This window comes from Nocardioides sp. B129/18 (assembly GCF_055282735.1).
On the sequence record NZ_JBUZJI010000010.1, the window covers coordinates 49,893 to 66,524 of the forward strand.

The following is a 16,632-nucleotide window of genomic DNA, read 5'->3' on the forward strand; positions in this document are numbered from 1 at the left end:
GCCCGCGACGCCTGGGCGTCACGGGCCGGCCGATCGGATCAGACCTCTTCGACCGAGCTGGGCTCGCGACGGGACAGGTCGATGCCGAGCTCCTCGGCGGCGCGGAAGACGTCCTCCTCCGCGTCACGGAGCTCGATGCTCGAGCCGTCCTGGGAGAGGACCTCCACGTTGAGGCAGAGGGACTGCATCTCCTTGACGAGCACCTTGAAGGACTCCGGGATGCCGGAGTCGGGGATGTTCTCGCCCTTGACGATCGCCTCGTAGACCTTGACGCGACCGGGCACGTCGTCGGACTTGATGGTGAGCAGCTCCTGCAGGGCGTAGGCGGCGCCGTAGGCCTCCATGGCCCACACCTCCATCTCGCCGAAGCGCTGGCCACCGAACTGCGCCTTACCACCGAGCGGCTGCTGGGTGATCATCGAGTACGGGCCCGTGCTGCGCGCGTGGATCTTGTCGTCCACGAGGTGGTGCAGCTTGAGGATGTACATGTAGCCCACCGAGACCGGGTCCGGGAACGGCTCGCCGGAGCGACCGTCGAAGAGCCGGGCCTTGCCGTCCTCGCCGACGACGCGGACGCCGTCGCGGTTCGGGATGGTGGCGCCGAGGAGGCCGATGAGCTCGTCCTCGCGGGCACCGTCGAAGACCGGGGTCGCGACCTTGCTGTTCGGCTCGGCCTTGTCGGCGCCGATCTTGATGAGGCGGCGCTTCCACTCCTCGTCGTTGGGGTCGCCGGTGAGGTTGAGGTCCCAGCCCTGCTTGGCCAGCCAGCCCAGGTGCAGCTCGAGGATCTGGCCGATGTTCATGCGTCGCGGCACGCCCAGCGGGTTCAGGATCACGTCGACCGGGGTGCCGTCCTCCATGAACGGCATGTCCTCGACGGGGAGGATCTTGGCGATGACGCCCTTGTTGCCGTGGCGTCCGGCGAGCTTGTCGCCGACCGAGATCTTGCGCTTCTGCGCGACGTAGACGCGCACCAGCTGGTTGACGCCCGGCGGCAGCTCGTCGCCGTCCTCGCGGTCGAAGACCCGGACGCCGATGACGGTGCCGGACTCGCCGTGCGGGACCTTCATCGAGGTGTCGCGGACCTCGCGCGCCTTCTCGCCGAAGATCGCGCGGAGCAGGCGCTCCTCGGGGGTCAGCTCGGTCTCGCCCTTGGGCGTGACCTTGCCGACGAGGATGTCACCGGTGGTGACCTCGGCGCCGATGCGGATGATGCCGCGCTCGTCGAGGTCGGCCAGCATCTCCTCGGAGACGTTCGGGATGTCCCGGGTGATCTCCTCCGGACCCAGCTTGGTGTCGCGGGCGTCGACCTCGTGCTCCTCGATGTGGATCGAGGTGAGGACGTCCTCCTGCACCAGGCGCTGGCTGAGGATGATCGCGTCCTCGTAGTTGTGGCCCTGCCACGGCATGAACGCCACGAGCAGGTTGGTGCCCAGGGCGATCTCGGCGTCGTCGGTGCACGGACCGTCGGCGATGGGGCTGCCGACCTCGACCCGGTCGCCCGCGGAGACCAGCGGACGCTGGTTGATGCAGGTGCCCTGGTTGGAGCGGCGGAACTTCGCCAGGCGGTAGGCGGAGTAGGTGCCGTCGTCGTTCATGGTCTCGACGAGGTCCGCCGAGACGTTCTGGACGACGCCGGCCGCGGTCGCGGTGACGACGTCACCGGCGTCGACGGCGGCGCGGTACTCGATGCCCGTGCCCACGATCGGGCTGTCGCTGGTGATCAGCGGGACGGCCTGACGCTGCATGTTGGCGCCCATGAGCGCGCGGTTGGCGTCGTCGTGCTCGAGGAACGGGATGAGCGCGGTGGCGACCGAGACCATCTGGCGCGGCGAGACGTCGATGTAGTCGACGTCGGCCGGCAGGACCTCGGAGACCTCGCCGTCGCGCTGGCGCACCAGCACCCGCTCGTCGGTGAAGCGACCCTCGGCGTCGACCACGGCGTTGGCCTGGGCGATGACGAAGCGGTCCTCGTCGTCGGCGGTCAGGTAGTCGATCTGCTCGGTGACCTGGCCGTCGGTGACCTTGCGGTACGGCGTCTCGATGAAGCCGAACGGGTTGATCCGACCGAAGGAGGCCAGCGAGCCGATCAGACCGATGTTCGGGCCCTCAGGGGTCTCGATCGGGCACATGCGGCCGTAGTGCGACGGGTGGACGTCGCGGACCTCCATGCCGGCGCGGTCGCGGGAGAGACCACCGGGGCCGAGGGCGTTGAGACGACGCTTGTGCGTCAGGCCCGCGATCGGGTTGGTCTGGTCCATGAACTGCGAGAGCTGGGAGGTTCCGAAGAACTCCTTCAGCGCCGCGACGACCGGGCGGATGTTGATCAGGGACTGCGGCGTGATGGCCTCGACGTCCTGGGTGGTCATGCGCTCGCGGACCACGCGCTCCATGCGGGCCAGGCCCGTGCGGAGCTGGTTCTGGATCAGCTCGCCCACCGTGCGGATGCGACGGTTGCCGAAGTGGTCGATGTCGTCGGCCAGGATCGGCAGCGCCTCGGGGCCCTCGGCGGGCGCCTCGGCGAAGGGGAGCTCCTCGCGGCCGTCGTGCAGCGCGACGATGTACTTGATCGCGGCGACGATGTCGTCGACGGTCAGCGTCTGCTGGTCGAAGGCCTGGGTGAGACCCAGCTTCTTGTTGATCTTGTGGCGGCCGACCTTGGCGAGGTCGTAGCGCTTGGGGTTGAAGTAGTAGTTGTTCAGCAGCGTCTGCGCGGCCTCACGCGTGGGCGGCTCGCCCGGGCGGAGCTTGCGGTAGATGTCGAGCAGCGCGTCGTCCTGGCCCTGGGTGGAGTCCTTCTCCAGGGTCAGCATCATCGACTCGTACTCGCCGAACTCCTCGCGGATCTGCTCGTTGGTCCAGCCGAGCGCCTTGAGCAGGACGGTGACGTTCTGCTTGCGCTTGCGGTCCAGACGCACGCCCACGAGGTCGCGCTTGTCGATCTCGAACTCCAGCCAGGCACCGCGGCTCGGGATGAGCTTGGCGGTGTAGATGTCCTTGTCGGAGGTCTTGTCGGCGGTGCGCTCGAAGTAGACGCCCGGGCTGCGGACCAGCTGGGAGACGACGACGCGCTCGGTGCCGTTGATGACGAAGGTGCCCTTGTCGGTCATGAGCGGGAAGTCGCCCATGAAGACCGTCTGGCCCTTGATCTCGCCGGTGTCGTTGTTGGTGAACTCGGCGGAGACGTAGAGGGGCGCGGAGTAGGTGAAGTCCTTCTCCTTGCACTCCTCGACCGTGTACTTGGGGTCGTAGAAGACCGGGTTCTCGAACGAGAGGGACATGGTCTCGGAGAAGTCCTCGATCGGGGAGATCTCCTCGAAGATCTCCTGGAGACCGGACTTCTCGGACACGTCCTCGCCCTCGGAGCGACGGCGCTCGACCACGGAGGTCCAGCGGTCGTTGCCGATCAGCCAGTCGAAGCTGGCGGTCTGCAGGGCGAGGAGCTGCGGGAGCTCGAGCGGCTCCTTGATCTTCGCAAAAGAGATGCGACGGGGGTTGGAACCAGAGGCGGTGCGCGCGGCCAAGAGGGATCCTTCGGCTGGTCGGCTCGTCGACGGCGCCACCCCCCACCACTCGGCCACCGGACAGGCAGAGGGCATCTGAGGGCAGACGCAAAGCGCTACGGTACCCGTTTTCCGGGCGCGCGACAAGACCGGCGTCAAACCACCGCGATGATGATCGCCCGCCGGGGGCCGGCGGTCAAGCACCTCTCCCCCGGTGGCCGCGGTCAGGAGCCTCGGAGCCTCAGGAGCCTCAGGAGGTGGTGAGGTCCCCGACGAGCCACTCGCCGTCCTGGCGCACCATCGTGGCGGTGACCTGGTTCTTGTAGACGACCGGCGCGGTGGTCTTGGCGTTCGTGGTGGTCTGGTCGACGAAGAGCAGCACCTCGACGCGGTCCTCGCCGGTGCGCACGACGCCGGCGTCGACGACCTTGGCCTGCACGACCGCCTTGAGGCCCGGGGCGTTCTGCTTGATGACCGCGAACAGCTTGTCGTAGTCCTTGGCGTAGGACGACGTCAGGTAGCTGCGCGCGGCGGCGGCGTCCTGGTCGAGGGTCTTGTAGTCGTAGGAGAGCACCGGGCCCAGGGAGCGCACGGCGACGGCCTCGGCCTGGTCGGCCCCGGCGTCGTCGACCTCGCCCCCGCCGCGGGTCAGCCCCACGACGAGCGCGCCGGCCAGCAGCGCGGCCGCGGCGACGGCGGCCACCACGAGGCTCCATCCCGGCACCTGCGGGAGCGGACGGCGCTCCTTGGCCGGCTTGGCGGGCTTCGGCTCCTTCGCGGGCTTCGGCGCCTTGGCGGGCTCGGCGGGCGTGGCGGGCTTCGACTCCTCGGCCGACGTCGGGGTGGGCCCGACCGCCGGCTCCGGATCCGAGGCAGCAGGAGCAGCGGAGCCGGAGAGCTCGGCGTCGTGGGCGGCGCGGGCGACGGGGTCGAGGAGCACCTCGGCGGCCTGGTTGAGCGTGCGGAAGCGCCGGTCGCTGGGGTCGAGCTCGGCGATCTGGCCGCGCCAGGCGGCGCGGATGGCGGCGTCGTCGGCGTCGGGCTCGACGCCCAGGACGTCGTACCAGCTGGGGGTCACGGGGCGCTCCCCTCGCTCGTGCCGGCCGAGGGACTGGACGACGGGCTGGACGACAGGCTGGACGACGGGCTGGCGGCACCGGACGGGGCGTCGGTGGAGCCGGAGGTGCCGTCGCCGGCGTCGGCCGCGCTCACCGGGGCGAAGTCGTCGACGAGCCACTTCCCGTCGATGCGCACCAGCTGGACCGCGACGCGGAAGGGCGCGGGCTCGTCGGTGAACCGCTTGCCGTCGGCCTGGTCGTAGGCGTTGGTGAAGGAGCCTGCGACCAGCACCGTGGCGGAGTCGGAGTCCAGCGAGGAGACGCCGGCGCCGAACAGGTCGGCCTTGCGGTCCAGCTTCACCTGGGCGACGGTCTGCTCGGCCAGGCTGACGCTCTTCTCGAACGAGGCCTTGAACTTCGGCGTGATCAGCGCGGTGACGGCCTTGCGATAGGCCGGCATCTGCTTGCTCTGGGCGTCGAGGTCGTCGGGTCCGTAGGTGTTCAGGCGCACCATGAAGTCCCGCGCCACCTTCATCGTGGCGTCGCGCTCGGCCTGGCTGTTGGTGCCGCCGCCGCGCACCAGCAGGGCGACGAGGGTGCCGGCCGAGGCCAGCGCCACCACCAGCAGGACGGCCAGCAGGACCACCCGGAGCCGGGAGCCTCCCGGCGGGGTCACCGACCGGCCGTCAGGGGCTGCAGGAACAACCACTTCCACGAGTCCTCTCCGAGCGTCGCCGGCGCCACGCTACCTGCGGGCACCTGAGCGGACGTGCGGGGGTCGTCGGCCGGGTCGCCCCAGGTGAGGCGGCCGGTGGCCGGGTCGAAGGACGCGACGGTGGGAGCGGTGCCGCCGGAGTAGTCGGCGCCGACGCGCGGGCGCAGGTTCTGCTCGCCGCGGGCGTTGCTCTTCGTGGGCGGCTCGGTGCAGCGCGCGGCGGTGTTCATCGGCAGGTCGTCGAAGCGGGTCTTCGACTGCGGCGTCTGCTGCTTGGTGCCCTGGTAGCCCGCCTCGCAGGGGTTCTTGGTGCTGAGGATCAGGCCGAAGTGGGCGTCGTAGAGGCCCGTGGCCGCGGTCTTGGAGACCACGGAGAAGGCGCCCTCGACGACGTAGGGGTAGATCACCAGGAACTGCTGGATGCCCGGGATGTTCTGCACGATGACCTTGCCGGTGGTGACGGCGTTGTTGATCAGCGAGCCGAGCTCGACCTGGTTGTCCTCGATGAACGTGCGCAGCTCGATGGCCGCGCCCGAGCCGTTGTCGATGAGGCGGCGCAGGTCGGGGTCGGCCCCGGCCAGCACCGAGCTGAACTGCGAGAGCTGGCTGGCGAAGGTCTTCAGCGCCGTGGTCTGGTCGACCTGGGTGGTGAGGACCTTGTTGCTGTCGCGGATCAGCGCCGTGGTGGTCTCGAAGTTGTCGTTCGCGGTCTTGATGAACGAGGTGCCGGTGTCGATGAGGCGCTGGAGCGCGGGACCGGTGCCGGCGAAGGCCTTGCCGAGCTCGTCGACGGTGGTGCTCAGCGCCTGCTGGTCGACCGAGGAGACGGTGTCGCTGATGTCGGCCAGCAGCTTCTCGGTGGGCAGCGGGGTGCGGGTGTCCGCGACCTTCACCTGGCTGTCGGCCTTGAGGTAGGGGCCGTCGTCGGTCTGCGGCTGCAGCTCGAGGTACTGCTCGCCGACGGCGGAGCGGTTGCCGACCACGGCGAGGGTGTCGGCGGGGATCGTGTCGTAGGCCTTCTCGATCGACAGCTTCGCGTCGACGCCCTGCTCGGTGAGCTCGAGGCGGTCGACGCGACCGATCTGGACGCCTCGGTAGGTGACCTCGCTGCCGGCGAACAGGCCGCCGGAGGAGGCCAGGTGCACCGTGACGGGGTAGTCGGTGGTGCGGACGAAGCGGTCGAGCTTGGCGTACTTCGCGCCGACGTAGGTGACGCCGAGCAGCGTGATCAGCACGAACACGAGCAGCTGGAGCTTGGTGCGACGGGTGATCATCGGGCCACCATCCCGGGGACGAGGAGCTCGACGAGGCCGGGGTCGAAGGCCTCGGTCATCTGGCGCATGGTGGGTCCTCGCTGGGGATCGACGTAGCCGAGCCCGGGTCGGTTGAGGCCGAGGGTGCTGCCGAGCGCCGAGCCGAGGCCGCCGAGCAGGCCGCCGGAGCCGGTCGAGCCGGAGAGACCCGAGCCGAGGCCCGGGAGCTGCGGCAGGCCGGGGATGGCGTTGAGCAGGGTGCAGACCAGGACGCCGTTGTTGGCCGGCTTCTGGCACTCCTTGCGCAGCTGCAGCAGCAGCTGCGGCTTCGCGAGCACCCGCTTGCAGGCCGCGCTGGTGAGGCTGCCGCTGCGCAGGCAGGCGAGGACGTCGCCGATCACGACCGTGGGGTCGAGGTCGGAGGGCAGGAGCGTCGGGATGCCCGTGGGCAGGCCGGCGCCGCCGGAGAGGTCGATCTCGACCGAGAGGTTGGTGTAGTCGCCCATGGGCAGGGTCTTGGCGACCTGCGGGTTGCGGCCCACGACCTCGTCGACGAACGGGAAGGTCAGGAAGGCGCTGAAGGCCTTGACGAACGCGTCGCCGGAGTTGGCGAGCTCGGTGAGCACCGGCTGCAGCTGGCGGACGGTCTCGATCGTGGAGTCCTTGGCCGCCTTGATGACGCGGACGCCGACGTCGCCGAGGCGGTTGAGCGCCTGCAGCACCTTGACGAGGTCGTCGCGCTGGCGGTTGATCGAGGAGATCGCGCTGGGCAGCTCGTCGAGCGCCAGGTTGATGTTCGTCTGCTGCTTCTTCGCCGAGAGCGCCAGGCGGTTGAGGGACTCGATCGCGTTGACGATGTCGCTCTTGTTGTCGGCGAGGTTCGTGGTGAGCGTCTTGATCTGGGTCAGGACGCTGCGCGCGGAGTCCTCACGGCCGTCGAGGGCCTTGTTGAGCTCGCCGGCGATGGTCTTGAGCTGGGCGACGCCGCCGCCGTTGAGCACCAGGCTCAGCGCGCCGAAGACCTCCTCGACCTCCGGGTTGCGGCCGGTGCGGTCGAGGTCGATGGTGTCGCCGTTGCCGAGGCGGTTCTGGCTGGGCGCTGTGAGCGGCGGGGAGAGCGACACGAACTTCTCGCCGAGCAGGCTGGTCTGGCGGATGTCGGCGATGGCGTTGTCGGGCAGGTCGACCGAGCGCTTGAGCCTCATCGTGACCTTGGCGTGGTAGCCGACGAGATCGACCTTGGTGACCTCGCCGACGGTGACGTCGTCGACCTTCACCGTCGACTTGGGCACCAGGTCGAGGACGTCGCGGAACTCCGCGGTGACCGTGATGGGGTCCGAGCCGGTGTTCGCGCCACCGGGCAGCGGCATCTCGTAGACGTCGAACTGGCAGCTGCTGAGCAGCACCGAGCCGAGCGCGACGACCGCGCCCAGGCGCACGGCGCGACGCAGGCGACCGGGACGGGCGGTGCGGCGGATCATCGGGCCACCTCCACGAGGCCGCCGAGGGAGGGATCGAAGCGATCCCGGCCGTCGGGCACGGTCTGGCCCTTGAGGGCGGCGACGGCGCCGGGCCGCGGCAGGATCCCCTTGAGCAGGTTGCACAGGCTCGCGGGGGCGCCCGCGTCCTCGAGGTAGGTGCACAGGAACAGCGCCGGGTTCTGGGTCAGCTGCTTGCCGAGCAGGCCGACGTTGGCGTTGGTGTCGAGGGTGCCGGCCTGCGGGTTGTAGGTCAGCGCCAGGTTGTTCAGCGCCAGCGGGCCGGCCTTGAGGGACTCGTCGAGCTGGTCGCGACGCTTGACCAGCACCTTGGCGACGCGGTTGAGGCCCTTGATGTCGCGGCCGAGGACGTCGCGGTTGGTCTTCACGAAGTCCGAGACGTCGGTGAGCGCGATGCCGAGGTTGCGCAGCGACGCCGCGAGCTCCTCGCGCTCGCCGGAGAGCTGGGTGCTGACGTCGGCCAGCGACTGGCTGAAGCGGCGCACCGTGGTGTCGTTGTCGGCGAGGGTCTTCACGAACTGGCCCAGCGCCTTGGTGGAGCCGAAGAGCTCCTCCTTGTTGGCGTCGAGGGTCGCGGAGAGCTTGGAGAAGTTCCCGATGGTCTGGTTGAACCGCTCGCCCTGGCCACCGAAGTTCTTGGCGGTGGTCTTGAGCAGGTCGCTCAGCGCGCCGGTGGAGTTGGCGCCCTTCGGGCCCAGGGCGACGGTGAGGTCGTCGAGGCTGGAGTAGATCTGGTCGAGCTCCAGCGGCACCGCGGTGCGGTCCTCGCCGAGGACCTTGCCGCTGGCCAGCACGGCGCCGCCGGTGTAGACGGGCGTGAGCTGGATGTAGCGGTCGCCGACGATCGACGGCGCGATGATCACGGCCTTGGCGTCCGCGGGCACCTTGAGGGAGTCGCGGTAGGTCATCTCGACCTCGACCTTGGTGCCGGCCGGGGTCACCTTCGTGACCTTGCCGACCGGCACGCCCAGCACGCGGACGTCGCTGCCGACGTAGACCGAGACGGTGCGCGGGAACTCGGCGGTGAGCTTCTTGTCTCCGTCGCCGCGCACCATCACGATCGCGGCGGTGACGAGGAGGACGACGAGGACGACGGGCACCGCGGCCCGGCGCAGGACCGAGGCGTTCATCCGACGCCACCTCCGTTTCCGAGGTTCGGGATCGGCAGCAGGTTCTGGATGTAGGTGTCGAACCAGGGGCCGCCGCCGAGGGTGCTGGCGAAGACCCGGTAGAAGGGCGCCAGCAGGCGCAGCGACTCGTCGAGGTTGTCCTCGTTCTTGTTCAGCACCGCCAGCACGCGCTCCACGTTCTGCAGGGCCGGCTTGAGGTCCGCGCGGGTGTCGCGCACCAGCCCGCTGAGCTGGCGCGAGACCTGCGAGGTCGAGACGAGCAGGTTGTGGACGGCGTCGCGGCGAGCCACCAGCGCGCGGAAGAGGACGTCGGCGTCCTTCATCAGCGACACGATGTCCTGGTCGCGGGCGTCCAGGGTGGTGCTGACCCGCTGGAGGTTCTTCAGCAGCGAGTTGATCTGGGTGTTCTTCGCCGCGATGTTCGCCGAGAGCGCCGAGACGCCCTGGAGCGCGGAGCGGAACTCCTCGGGGGTGTTGCGGGTGAGATCGGCCAGCGTGGTCAGCGACTTCGCGAGCTGGTCGGTGTCGATCCGCGACGCGGTGTCGGCGAGGCCGGAGAAGGCGTCGACGACGTCGTAGGGCGAGCTCGTGCGGGCCACCGGGATGCGGGAGCCGTCGTCGAGGCTGCCGGAGCCCGCCGGCGCGAGGTCGACGTACATCGAGCCCAGCAGCGTCGCGACCTTGATGTCGGCGCGCGTGGCGTCGCCGAGGCGGGTCTTGGTGTCGATGCGCAGGGCCACCTTGACGTGACCGCCGTCGAGGTCGATGGAGTCGACCTTGCCGACGCGGACGCCGGCGATGCGGACGGGGTCGTTGGCCTTGAGGCCGCCGGCCTCGGCGAACTCGGCGTAGACGGTGTCGCCGCCGCCGATCAGCGGGAGGTCCTGGGCGCGGAACGCGGCGAGGAACAGGCCGATCAGGACGGCGATGCTCACCGCCCCGACCACCACGGGGTTGCGCTCTCGGAAGGGCTTCATCGCAGCGAGCACCGATCCTGCTTGGACTGATAGTTGACCGGGATGCGGCCGAGGACGGGAAGCACCACCGCCGGCACCTGGCACAGGTAGAAGTTGAACCAGGCGCCGTACGTGGCCGTGCGGCCCACCTTGTTGAGCTTCTGGGGCAGCACCTGCAGCGCGCGGTCGATCTCGCCCTTGTTGCGGTCGAGGTTCGCGCTGAAGCGACGCAGCTGCTTGATGTCCTCGGTGAACGGGCTGCGGATGCCCTTGACGAGGTCGGCGGTCTGCACGGCCAGTGCGGAGATCTGGTCGAGGGAGTCCAGGATCGGCTTGCGGTCGGCCTTGAGGCCGGCCACCAGCGTCCGGAAGTTCACGATCAGGCGGCTGAGCTGGGTGTTGCGGTCGCCGAGGTTGGCGAGCACGTCGTCGAGGTTGGTGATGAGCGCCTTGATGACCTGGTCGCGGTCGGCGAGGGTGTTGGTGACCGACGCCGTGCTGCGCAGGAGGTCCTCGAGCGTGCCGCCCTCGCCCTGGAAGACCTGGACGACCTCGTAGGAGAGCTTGTTGATGTCGTCGGGCGAGAGCGCCTGGAACAGCGGCTTGAAGCCGTTGAACAGCATCGTCAGGTCGAGCGCGGGGCGGGTCTTGTCGACGCCGATCGTGGAGTCGGGCTTGAGCCGGGTGGCGTCGTCGCCCTCCTGGGTCAGCGAGATGTAGCGCTGGCCGACGAGGTTGCGGTAGCGGATCGTCGCGTGCGTGGCGCCGGTGAGCTCGGCGGAGTCCTGCACCGAGAAGGTGACCAGCGCGCGGTCGCCGTCGTCGGCCACCGCGACGTCCTTGACGGTGCCGACCTTGACGCCGGCGATGCGGACGTCGTCGCCCTTGTTGACGCCGGCGGCGTCGGAGAACACCGCGCGGTACTGGCTGGACCGCTGGAAGGTGAAGTTGCCGATCACGATCACCAGCAGGCTGGTGGCCAGGGCGGTGACGAGCATGAAGATGCCGAGCCGGACGAGGTCGCCGGTGGTCTTCTTGTCGAGGAGGCTGCGGGCGCTCATCCGAGGCTCACCTTCGCTCCCCGGGCGAGGGGGCCCACCAGCAGCGGGCCGAGGTCGGGCACGTCGGCGTCGGAGACCCCGAGGCCGGGGGCGAGCAGGCTGCGGAGCAGGGCGTTCTCCTGGGGGCTGGCGATGTAGCCGTCGCCGATCGAGCCGTCACGGAAGTAGTAGCTGGGCGCGACGCGGCTGGTGCCCTTGCCGGTGGGGCGGTTGACGCCGTCGGCGAAGTTGGGCTGCGCGCGGACCGGGTTCTTCTGGTTCCACGGCGGGTTCGGCAGGTGCAGGCAGTTCGGACCGCGGTTCTCGCCGAAGACCGGGGTGTCCCCGGCGTCGTAGGCGCGCGGCTGGTTCGGCAGGGTCTCCAGGACGATGTGCAGCATGTAGTCGCGGAAGGCCTGGGCCAAGGGGCGACCGGCGTTGTAGATGCCCTGGGAGAGGCAGGCGAACTCCGGGGAGTAGCGCGAGAGCACCTCGAACTGACGCTGCCCGATCTTGCCGAGCTGGATCAGGTTGTCGCCGTTGACGTCGAGGAACCCGCGGGTGGTGTTGGAGAACGCGGTGACGTCGGTGAAGAGCTTGCTGAGCTTCTGCTCGCGACCCTCCAGCGTCGTGGTGGTCTTCACGGTGTCGCGCAGGATCTGGCCGACCTGCGGCAGCACCTGGGCGTAGGTGTCGGAGACCTGCGAGGTCAGGCGCAGGTCGTCGACGAGCTTCGGGATCTGCGGGTTGAGCCGCTTGAGGTAGGAGTCGACGGTCTCGAGGTTCTTGCCGATGAGCTCGCCGCGGCCCTCGAGCGCCGTGGCCAGCGCGTTGAGGGTCATGTTGAGCTGGGCCGGCTTCACCGTCGTGAGCAGCGGGTAGAGGTCGGAGAGCACCTGCTCGACCTCGGTGGAGACCTGCGTGCGCTCGATGACCGCGCCGGTGCTGATCGGCTTGGCGGTGTCGCCCTCCGGCACGACGAGGGAGACGTACTTCTCGCCGAAGAGGGTCTTGGGCACGATCGAGCCGGTGACGTTGCTCGGGATGAGGTGCCGGTCGTTCGGGTAGATGCCGAGCGTCACCGTGGCGCCGTCGCCGTCGGTGGTCGCGTCGAGCACCTCGCCGACGATGACGCCGCGGATCTTGACGTCCGCGCGCGAGGGCAGCTGCAGGCCGATCGTCGAGGTCTTGAGGGTGACCTCGTCGTAGCTGCTGAACTGCTTGGTGAAGATCGCGTAGGTCAGCCACACCAGCGCCAGCAGGAGCGCCAGGAAGCCGATGCCGAGGACCTTGAAGCCGCCGAGGAGTCGCATGCCCTCACCCCGCCAATCGCACGGTGGTCGTGGTTCCCCAGATGGCCATCGAGAGGAACAGGTCGATCACGTTGATGGCCACGATGCTCGTGCGCACCGCGCGACCCACGGCCACGCCCACGCCGGCCGGGCCGCCGGAGGCGTTGTAGCCGTGGTAGCAGTGGATGAGGATGACGGTGACCGCGAAGACGAGCACCTTGCCGAAGGACCACAGGACGTCCGCTGGTGGCAGGAACAGCCCGAAGTAGTGGTCGTAGGTGCCTGATGACTGCCCGTAGAACTGGGTGACCACCAGGGCGCTCGCGGTGTAGGAGGCGAGCAGGCCGACGACGTAGAGCGGGATGATCGCGATCAGGCCGCCGATGACGCGGGTGGCCACGAGGAACGGCATCGAGGGGATCGCCATCACCTCGAGGGCGTCGACCTCCTCGGAGATGCGCATGGCGCCGAGCTGGGCGGTGAAGCCGCAGCCGACGGTGGCGGCCAGCGCGATGCCCGCGACCAGCGGCGCGATCTCACGGGTGTTGAAGTAGGCCGAGACGAAGCCGGTGAGCGCGGCGGTGCCGAGCTGGTTGAGCGCGGCGTAGCCCGAGAGGCCCACCTGGGCGCCGGTGAAGAAGGTCATGCCGATGATGACGCCGACCGTGCCGCCGATGACCGCGAGCGCGCCCGAGCCGAGGGTGACCTCGGCCAGGATGCGCAGGATCTCCTTGGGGTAGCGCGCCACCGAGCGGGGCAGCGCCTTGAGGACGCTGAGGTAGAAGGCGACCTGCTCCCCGAGGTTGTCGAGGAAGCCCAGGGGTCGCTGGTAGATGCCGCGGATGCTCGCCATGTCCTAGCCCGTCTTCGGCGGCACGATCTGGAGATAGATCGTGGAGAGGATGAAGTTGACGACGAAGAGGAGGAGGAAGGTGATGACGACGGACTCGTTGACCGCGTCGCCGACGCCCTTCGGGCCGCCTCCGGCGTTCATGCCCTTGTAGGAGGCCACGACGCCGGCGATGAGGCCGAAGATCAGGGCCTTGAGCAGGCCGATCCACAGGTCGGGCAGCTGGGCCAGGGCCGTGAAGCTGGCGAGGTAGGCGCCGGGAGTGCCGTCCTGCAGGATCACGTTGAAGACGTAGCCGCCCGCGACGCCGACGACGCTGACCATGCCGTTGAGGAAGACCGCGACGAGCATGCAGCCGAGCACGCGCGGCACCACGAGGCGCTGGATGGGGTCGATGCCCAGCACCATCATCGCGTCGAGCTCCTCGCGGATCTTGCGCGCGCCGAGGTCGGCGGCGATCGCCGAGCCGCCGGCGCCGGCGATGAGGAGCGCGGTGCCGATGGGCGCCGCCTGCTGGATGACCGCGAGCACCGAGGCGGAGCCGGTGAAGGACTGCGCGCCGAACTGCTTGATGAGGCCGCCGACCTGCAGCGCGATGACCGCGCCGAAGGGGATGGCGACCAGCGCCGTCGGGATGATCGTCACCGAGGCGATGAACCAGGCCTGCTGGATGAACTCCCGCAGCTGGAAGGGGCGGCGGAACAGCCCGCGGCCGACGTCGAGACCGAAGGCGAACAGCTTGCCTGCGGTGCCGATCGGCGCGAGGACGCGCGCGGAGGTCAGAGAGGACACGTGGTGGGCCTCAGGAGCCGATGGTCATGGTCATGTTCTCCTCGAACGAGCCCGGAGGCGGGGTGATGCCGTTGAGGCGGCACCACTCCCCCGGCGGACGCTGGGAGCGGCGGGCGATGCCGTTGGACGGCTCGAGCTGCATCGGGATGGGCGGCAGGGGCGGCAGCTCCTGGCCGGCCTCGGCGGCGAGCTCGTCGGCGTCCTTCTCCTCGGACATGCCGATGGGGCCGACGCGCTGGGCGTTGAGGAACTGACGCACCACCGGCTCCTCGCTCGAGAGGAGCATCTCGCGGGGGCCGAACATCGCCAGGTGGCGGTGGTAGAGCAGCCCGATGTTGTCCGGCACCGTGCGGGCGGTGTTGATGTCGTGGGTGACGATCAGGAACGTCGCGTCGATCTGGGCGTTGAGGTCGACGATCAGCTGGTTGAGGAACGCGGTGCGGACGGGGTCCAGACCCGAGTCGGGCTCGTCGAAGAGCACGATCTCGGGGTCGAGCACCAGGGCGCGCGCCAGGCCGGCGCGCTTGCGCATGCCGCCGGAGATCTCGCCGGGCAGCTTGTCCTCCGCGCCGAGGAGGCCGACGAGGTCCATCTTCTCCATGACGATCCGGCGGACCTCGGACTCGGACTTCTTGGTGTGCTCGCGCAGCGGGAAGGCGACGTTGTCGTAGAGGTTCATCGAGCCGAACATCGCGCCGTCCTGGAAGAGGACGCCGAAGAGCTTGCGGATCTCGTAGAGCTCCTTCTCGCTGCACGAGGCGATGTCGGTGCCCTCGATGATGATCGAGCCGCGGTCGGGCTTGAGGAGGCCGATGAGGGTCTTCAGGAGCACGGACTTGCCCGTGCCGGACGGGCCGAGCATCACGCAGATCTCGCCGGCGGGCACCGTCAGCGTGACGTCGCCCCAGATCAGCTGCTTGCCGAAGCTCTTGGTCAGACCATCGACCTTGATCTCCACGCCCACGGCAGGTACCCCTCAGTTCCAGTCGCCGCGCAGCCCGATGACGCGCGTGAATCGCGCGCGGGTGCACTGGTCAGTAACAACGCTCGGTCGACCGCGAGGTTACGCAGGTTTGTAGTCTCCGTCACTCGGACTCCGGGAAACGAGACATACCTGTGCCCTCCCCCGCGCGGGGGAAGGCACGGACCGGGCCGACGGACGGGCTCCGGGAACGCCACAGGGGCGGCCCGTCCGTGGACGGACCGCCCCTGTGAGCGGTGTGGGCGCGCTGCGCCCGGGGGTCGTCAGACCAGGGTCACTTGAGGGTGACCGAGGCGCCGGCGGCCTCGAGGGCCTCCTTGGCCTTCTCGGCGACGTCCTTGGCGACCTTCTCGAGGATCGGCTTCGGGGCACCCTCGACGAGGTCCTTGGCCTCCTTCAGACCGAGGGAGGTCAGGGCGCGCACCTCCTTGATGACGTTGATCTTCTTGTCACCAGCGGCGTCGAGGATGACGTCGAACTCGTCCTGCTCGGCGGCGGCCTCGCCACCAGCGGCACCACCGGCGGCCGGCGCGGCGGCGACGGCGACGGGGGCGGCGGCGGTGACGCCGAAGGTCTCCTCGAACTGCTTCACGAACTCGGAGAGCTCGATGAGGGTCATCTCCTTGAACGCGTCGAGGAGCTCGTCGGTGCTGAGCTTCGCCATGATGGCGGTTCCTTCCATTCGGTGGCCTGACACCGCGAGGATCGCGGTGGGCCGGGTTTCAGGTGGTGTGGACCGTGGCTGACCGGAGGGTCAGGCCTCGGTGGTGTCGCCCTCGTCGGAGGTCGCGGCCTCGGCGGCCGGGGCCTCGTCGGCGGGGGCCTCGGCGGGCTGCTCGTCGGCAGCAGCCGGGGCCTCCTCGGCGGCGACCGGCTCGGCCGAAGCCGCACCAGCACCACCTGCGAGGATCGAGGGGTCCTCCTGCGCCTTCGCCTCCAGGGCGCCGGCGAGCCGGGCAGCCTGGGCGAGCGGGGCGTTGAGGAGGTAGACGGCCTGGGAGAGCGAGGCGAGCATCGCGCCCGCCAGCTTGCCCAGCAGCACCTCGCGCGACTCCAGATCGGCCAGCTTGGCGATCGCGGAGGCGTCGAGGATGTCGCCGTCAAGAACGCCACCCTTGATGACCAGGGTGGGGTTCGCCTTGGCAAAGTCACGCAGACCCTTGGCCGCCTCGACGACGTCGCCCTTGATGAAGGCGATCGCGGTCGGGCCGGTCAGCAGGTCGTCGAAGCCGGAGATGCCCACCTCGTTGGCGGCGATCTTGGCCAGCGTGTTCTTGACCACGGCGTAGTTGGCGTTCTCACCGAGCGAGCGACGCAGCTCCTGGAGCTGCTTCACGGTGAGACCGCGGTACTCGGTCAGCACGGCACCGGTCGCGTCGTTGAAGGACTCAACGATCTCCGCGACGGCTGCCTGCCTGTCTGCCCGCGCCATGGGTCTCCTTCCGGAACTGGAGAGACCACCCGCGTCAGCCCCGAGAACGACGAACGCCCTGAGCGCAGGCTCAGGGCGTGGGGTCCACCTCGCGGTGGGCTTCAGGCTCTGCTCCCTGCGCAGGTCGTCC

At 69.4% G+C, this 16,632-nt stretch carries 14 protein-coding genes; all 14 read right to left on the bottom strand.

The window, feature by feature from the left end; translation table 11 throughout:
* Window positions 1-38: 38 nt before the first annotated feature.
* Window positions 39-3,524 carry a DNA-directed RNA polymerase subunit beta gene (gene rpoB, locus ACZDWJ_RS09460; RefSeq protein WP_463520702.1) on the bottom strand — a complete coding sequence of 1,162 codons (3,486 nt, stop codon included), beginning with the start codon at window positions 3,522-3,524 and terminating at the stop codon, window positions 39-41.
* Between the two features lie 229 nt (window positions 3,525-3,753).
* Window positions 3,754-4,581, bottom strand: a complete 828-nt coding sequence (locus tag ACZDWJ_RS09465; protein ID WP_463520703.1) for a DnaJ domain-containing protein — start codon at window positions 4,579-4,581, stop codon at window positions 3,754-3,756.
* Window positions 4,578-5,207 (bottom strand): hypothetical protein, encoded by a 630-nt coding sequence (locus ACZDWJ_RS09470; RefSeq protein WP_463520704.1) that lies wholly within the window; start codon window positions 5,205-5,207, stop codon window positions 4,578-4,580. Before ACZDWJ_RS09470 ends, ACZDWJ_RS09465 begins: the two co-directional genes overlap by 4 nt.
* A 26-nt stretch (window positions 5,208-5,233) precedes the next feature.
* Entirely contained in the window at window positions 5,234-6,550 is a 1,317-nt protein-coding gene (locus ACZDWJ_RS09475) for an MCE family protein (protein ID WP_463520705.1), read from the bottom strand.
* Window positions 6,547-8,010: an MCE family protein gene (locus ACZDWJ_RS09480; protein WP_463520706.1), complete on the bottom strand. Its 1,464-nt coding sequence runs from the start codon at window positions 8,008-8,010 to the stop codon at window positions 6,547-6,549. The genes ACZDWJ_RS09475 and ACZDWJ_RS09480 overlap by 4 nt, the downstream gene beginning before the upstream one ends.
* Window positions 8,007-9,158, bottom strand: coding sequence for an MCE family protein (locus ACZDWJ_RS09485; protein ID WP_463520707.1), 1,152 nt, complete (start codon window positions 9,156-9,158; stop codon window positions 8,007-8,009). Before ACZDWJ_RS09485 ends, ACZDWJ_RS09480 begins: the two co-directional genes overlap by 4 nt.
* A complete protein-coding gene (locus tag ACZDWJ_RS09490) occupies window positions 9,155-10,135 on the bottom strand; it encodes an MCE family protein (RefSeq protein ID WP_463520708.1) in 981 nt (326 codons plus the stop codon). Before ACZDWJ_RS09490 ends, ACZDWJ_RS09485 begins: the two co-directional genes overlap by 4 nt.
* The gene (locus ACZDWJ_RS09495; protein WP_463520709.1) at window positions 10,132-11,175 is read right to left on the bottom strand and encodes an MCE family protein; all 1,044 of its coding nucleotides are present in this window, start codon (window positions 11,173-11,175) and stop codon (window positions 10,132-10,134) included. The genes ACZDWJ_RS09490 and ACZDWJ_RS09495 overlap by 4 nt, the downstream gene beginning before the upstream one ends.
* Entirely contained in the window at window positions 11,172-12,467 is a 1,296-nt protein-coding gene (locus tag ACZDWJ_RS09500; protein ID WP_463520710.1) for an MCE family protein, read from the bottom strand. Before ACZDWJ_RS09500 ends, ACZDWJ_RS09495 begins: the two co-directional genes overlap by 4 nt.
* Window positions 12,468-12,471: 4 nt before the next feature.
* The gene (locus ACZDWJ_RS09505; RefSeq protein ID WP_463520711.1) at window positions 12,472-13,299 is read right to left on the bottom strand and encodes an MlaE family ABC transporter permease; all 828 of its coding nucleotides are present in this window, start codon (window positions 13,297-13,299) and stop codon (window positions 12,472-12,474) included.
* A 3-nt stretch (window positions 13,300-13,302) separates the two neighbouring features.
* Entirely contained in the window at window positions 13,303-14,088 is a 786-nt protein-coding gene (locus ACZDWJ_RS09510; RefSeq protein WP_463520712.1) for an MlaE family ABC transporter permease, read from the bottom strand.
* Window positions 14,089-14,098: 10 nt separating this feature from the next.
* Window positions 14,099-15,052, bottom strand: coding sequence for an ABC transporter ATP-binding protein (locus tag ACZDWJ_RS09515; protein ID WP_463520713.1), 954 nt, complete (start codon window positions 15,050-15,052; stop codon window positions 14,099-14,101).
* Between the two features lie 292 nt (window positions 15,053-15,344).
* On the bottom strand, window positions 15,345-15,734 hold the full coding sequence (gene rplL / locus ACZDWJ_RS09520; RefSeq protein WP_463520714.1) for a 50S ribosomal protein L7/L12: 390 nt from the start codon (window positions 15,732-15,734) through the stop codon (window positions 15,345-15,347).
* 90 nt (window positions 15,735-15,824) lie between these two features.
* A complete protein-coding gene (gene rplJ, locus ACZDWJ_RS09525) occupies window positions 15,825-16,502 on the bottom strand; it encodes a 50S ribosomal protein L10 (RefSeq protein ID WP_463520715.1) in 678 nt (225 codons plus the stop codon).
* Between the last annotated feature and the right edge of the window lie 130 nt (window positions 16,503-16,632).

What these genes read in the sequence shown, in the direction of transcription:
- ACZDWJ_RS09485 (WP_463520707.1), bottom strand. Translation starts at nt 9,158, where the DNA reads ATGAACGCCTCGGTCCTGCGCCGGGCCGCGGTGCCCGTCGTCCTCGTC.
- ACZDWJ_RS09480 (WP_463520706.1), bottom strand. Translation starts at nt 8,010, where the DNA reads ATGATCCGCCGCACCGCCCGTCCCGGTCGCCTGCGTCGCGCCGTGCGC.
- ACZDWJ_RS09475 (WP_463520705.1), bottom strand. Translation starts at nt 6,550, where the DNA reads ATGATCACCCGTCGCACCAAGCTCCAGCTGCTCGTGTTCGTGCTGATC.
- ACZDWJ_RS09505 (WP_463520711.1), bottom strand. Translation starts at nt 13,299, where the DNA reads ATGGCGAGCATCCGCGGCATCTACCAGCGACCCCTGGGCTTCCTCGAC.
- ACZDWJ_RS09490 (WP_463520708.1), bottom strand. Translation starts at nt 10,135, where the DNA reads ATGAAGCCCTTCCGAGAGCGCAACCCCGTGGTGGTCGGGGCGGTGAGC.
- rplJ (WP_463520715.1), bottom strand. Translation starts at nt 16,502, where the DNA reads ATGGCGCGGGCAGACAGGCAGGCAGCCGTCGCGGAGATCGTTGAGTCC.
- ACZDWJ_RS09495 (WP_463520709.1), bottom strand. Translation starts at nt 11,175, where the DNA reads ATGAGCGCCCGCAGCCTCCTCGACAAGAAGACCACCGGCGACCTCGTC.
- rplL (WP_463520714.1), bottom strand. Translation starts at nt 15,734, where the DNA reads ATGGCGAAGCTCAGCACCGACGAGCTCCTCGACGCGTTCAAGGAGATG.
- ACZDWJ_RS09500 (WP_463520710.1), bottom strand. Translation starts at nt 12,467, where the DNA reads ATGCGACTCCTCGGCGGCTTCAAGGTCCTCGGCATCGGCTTCCTGGCG.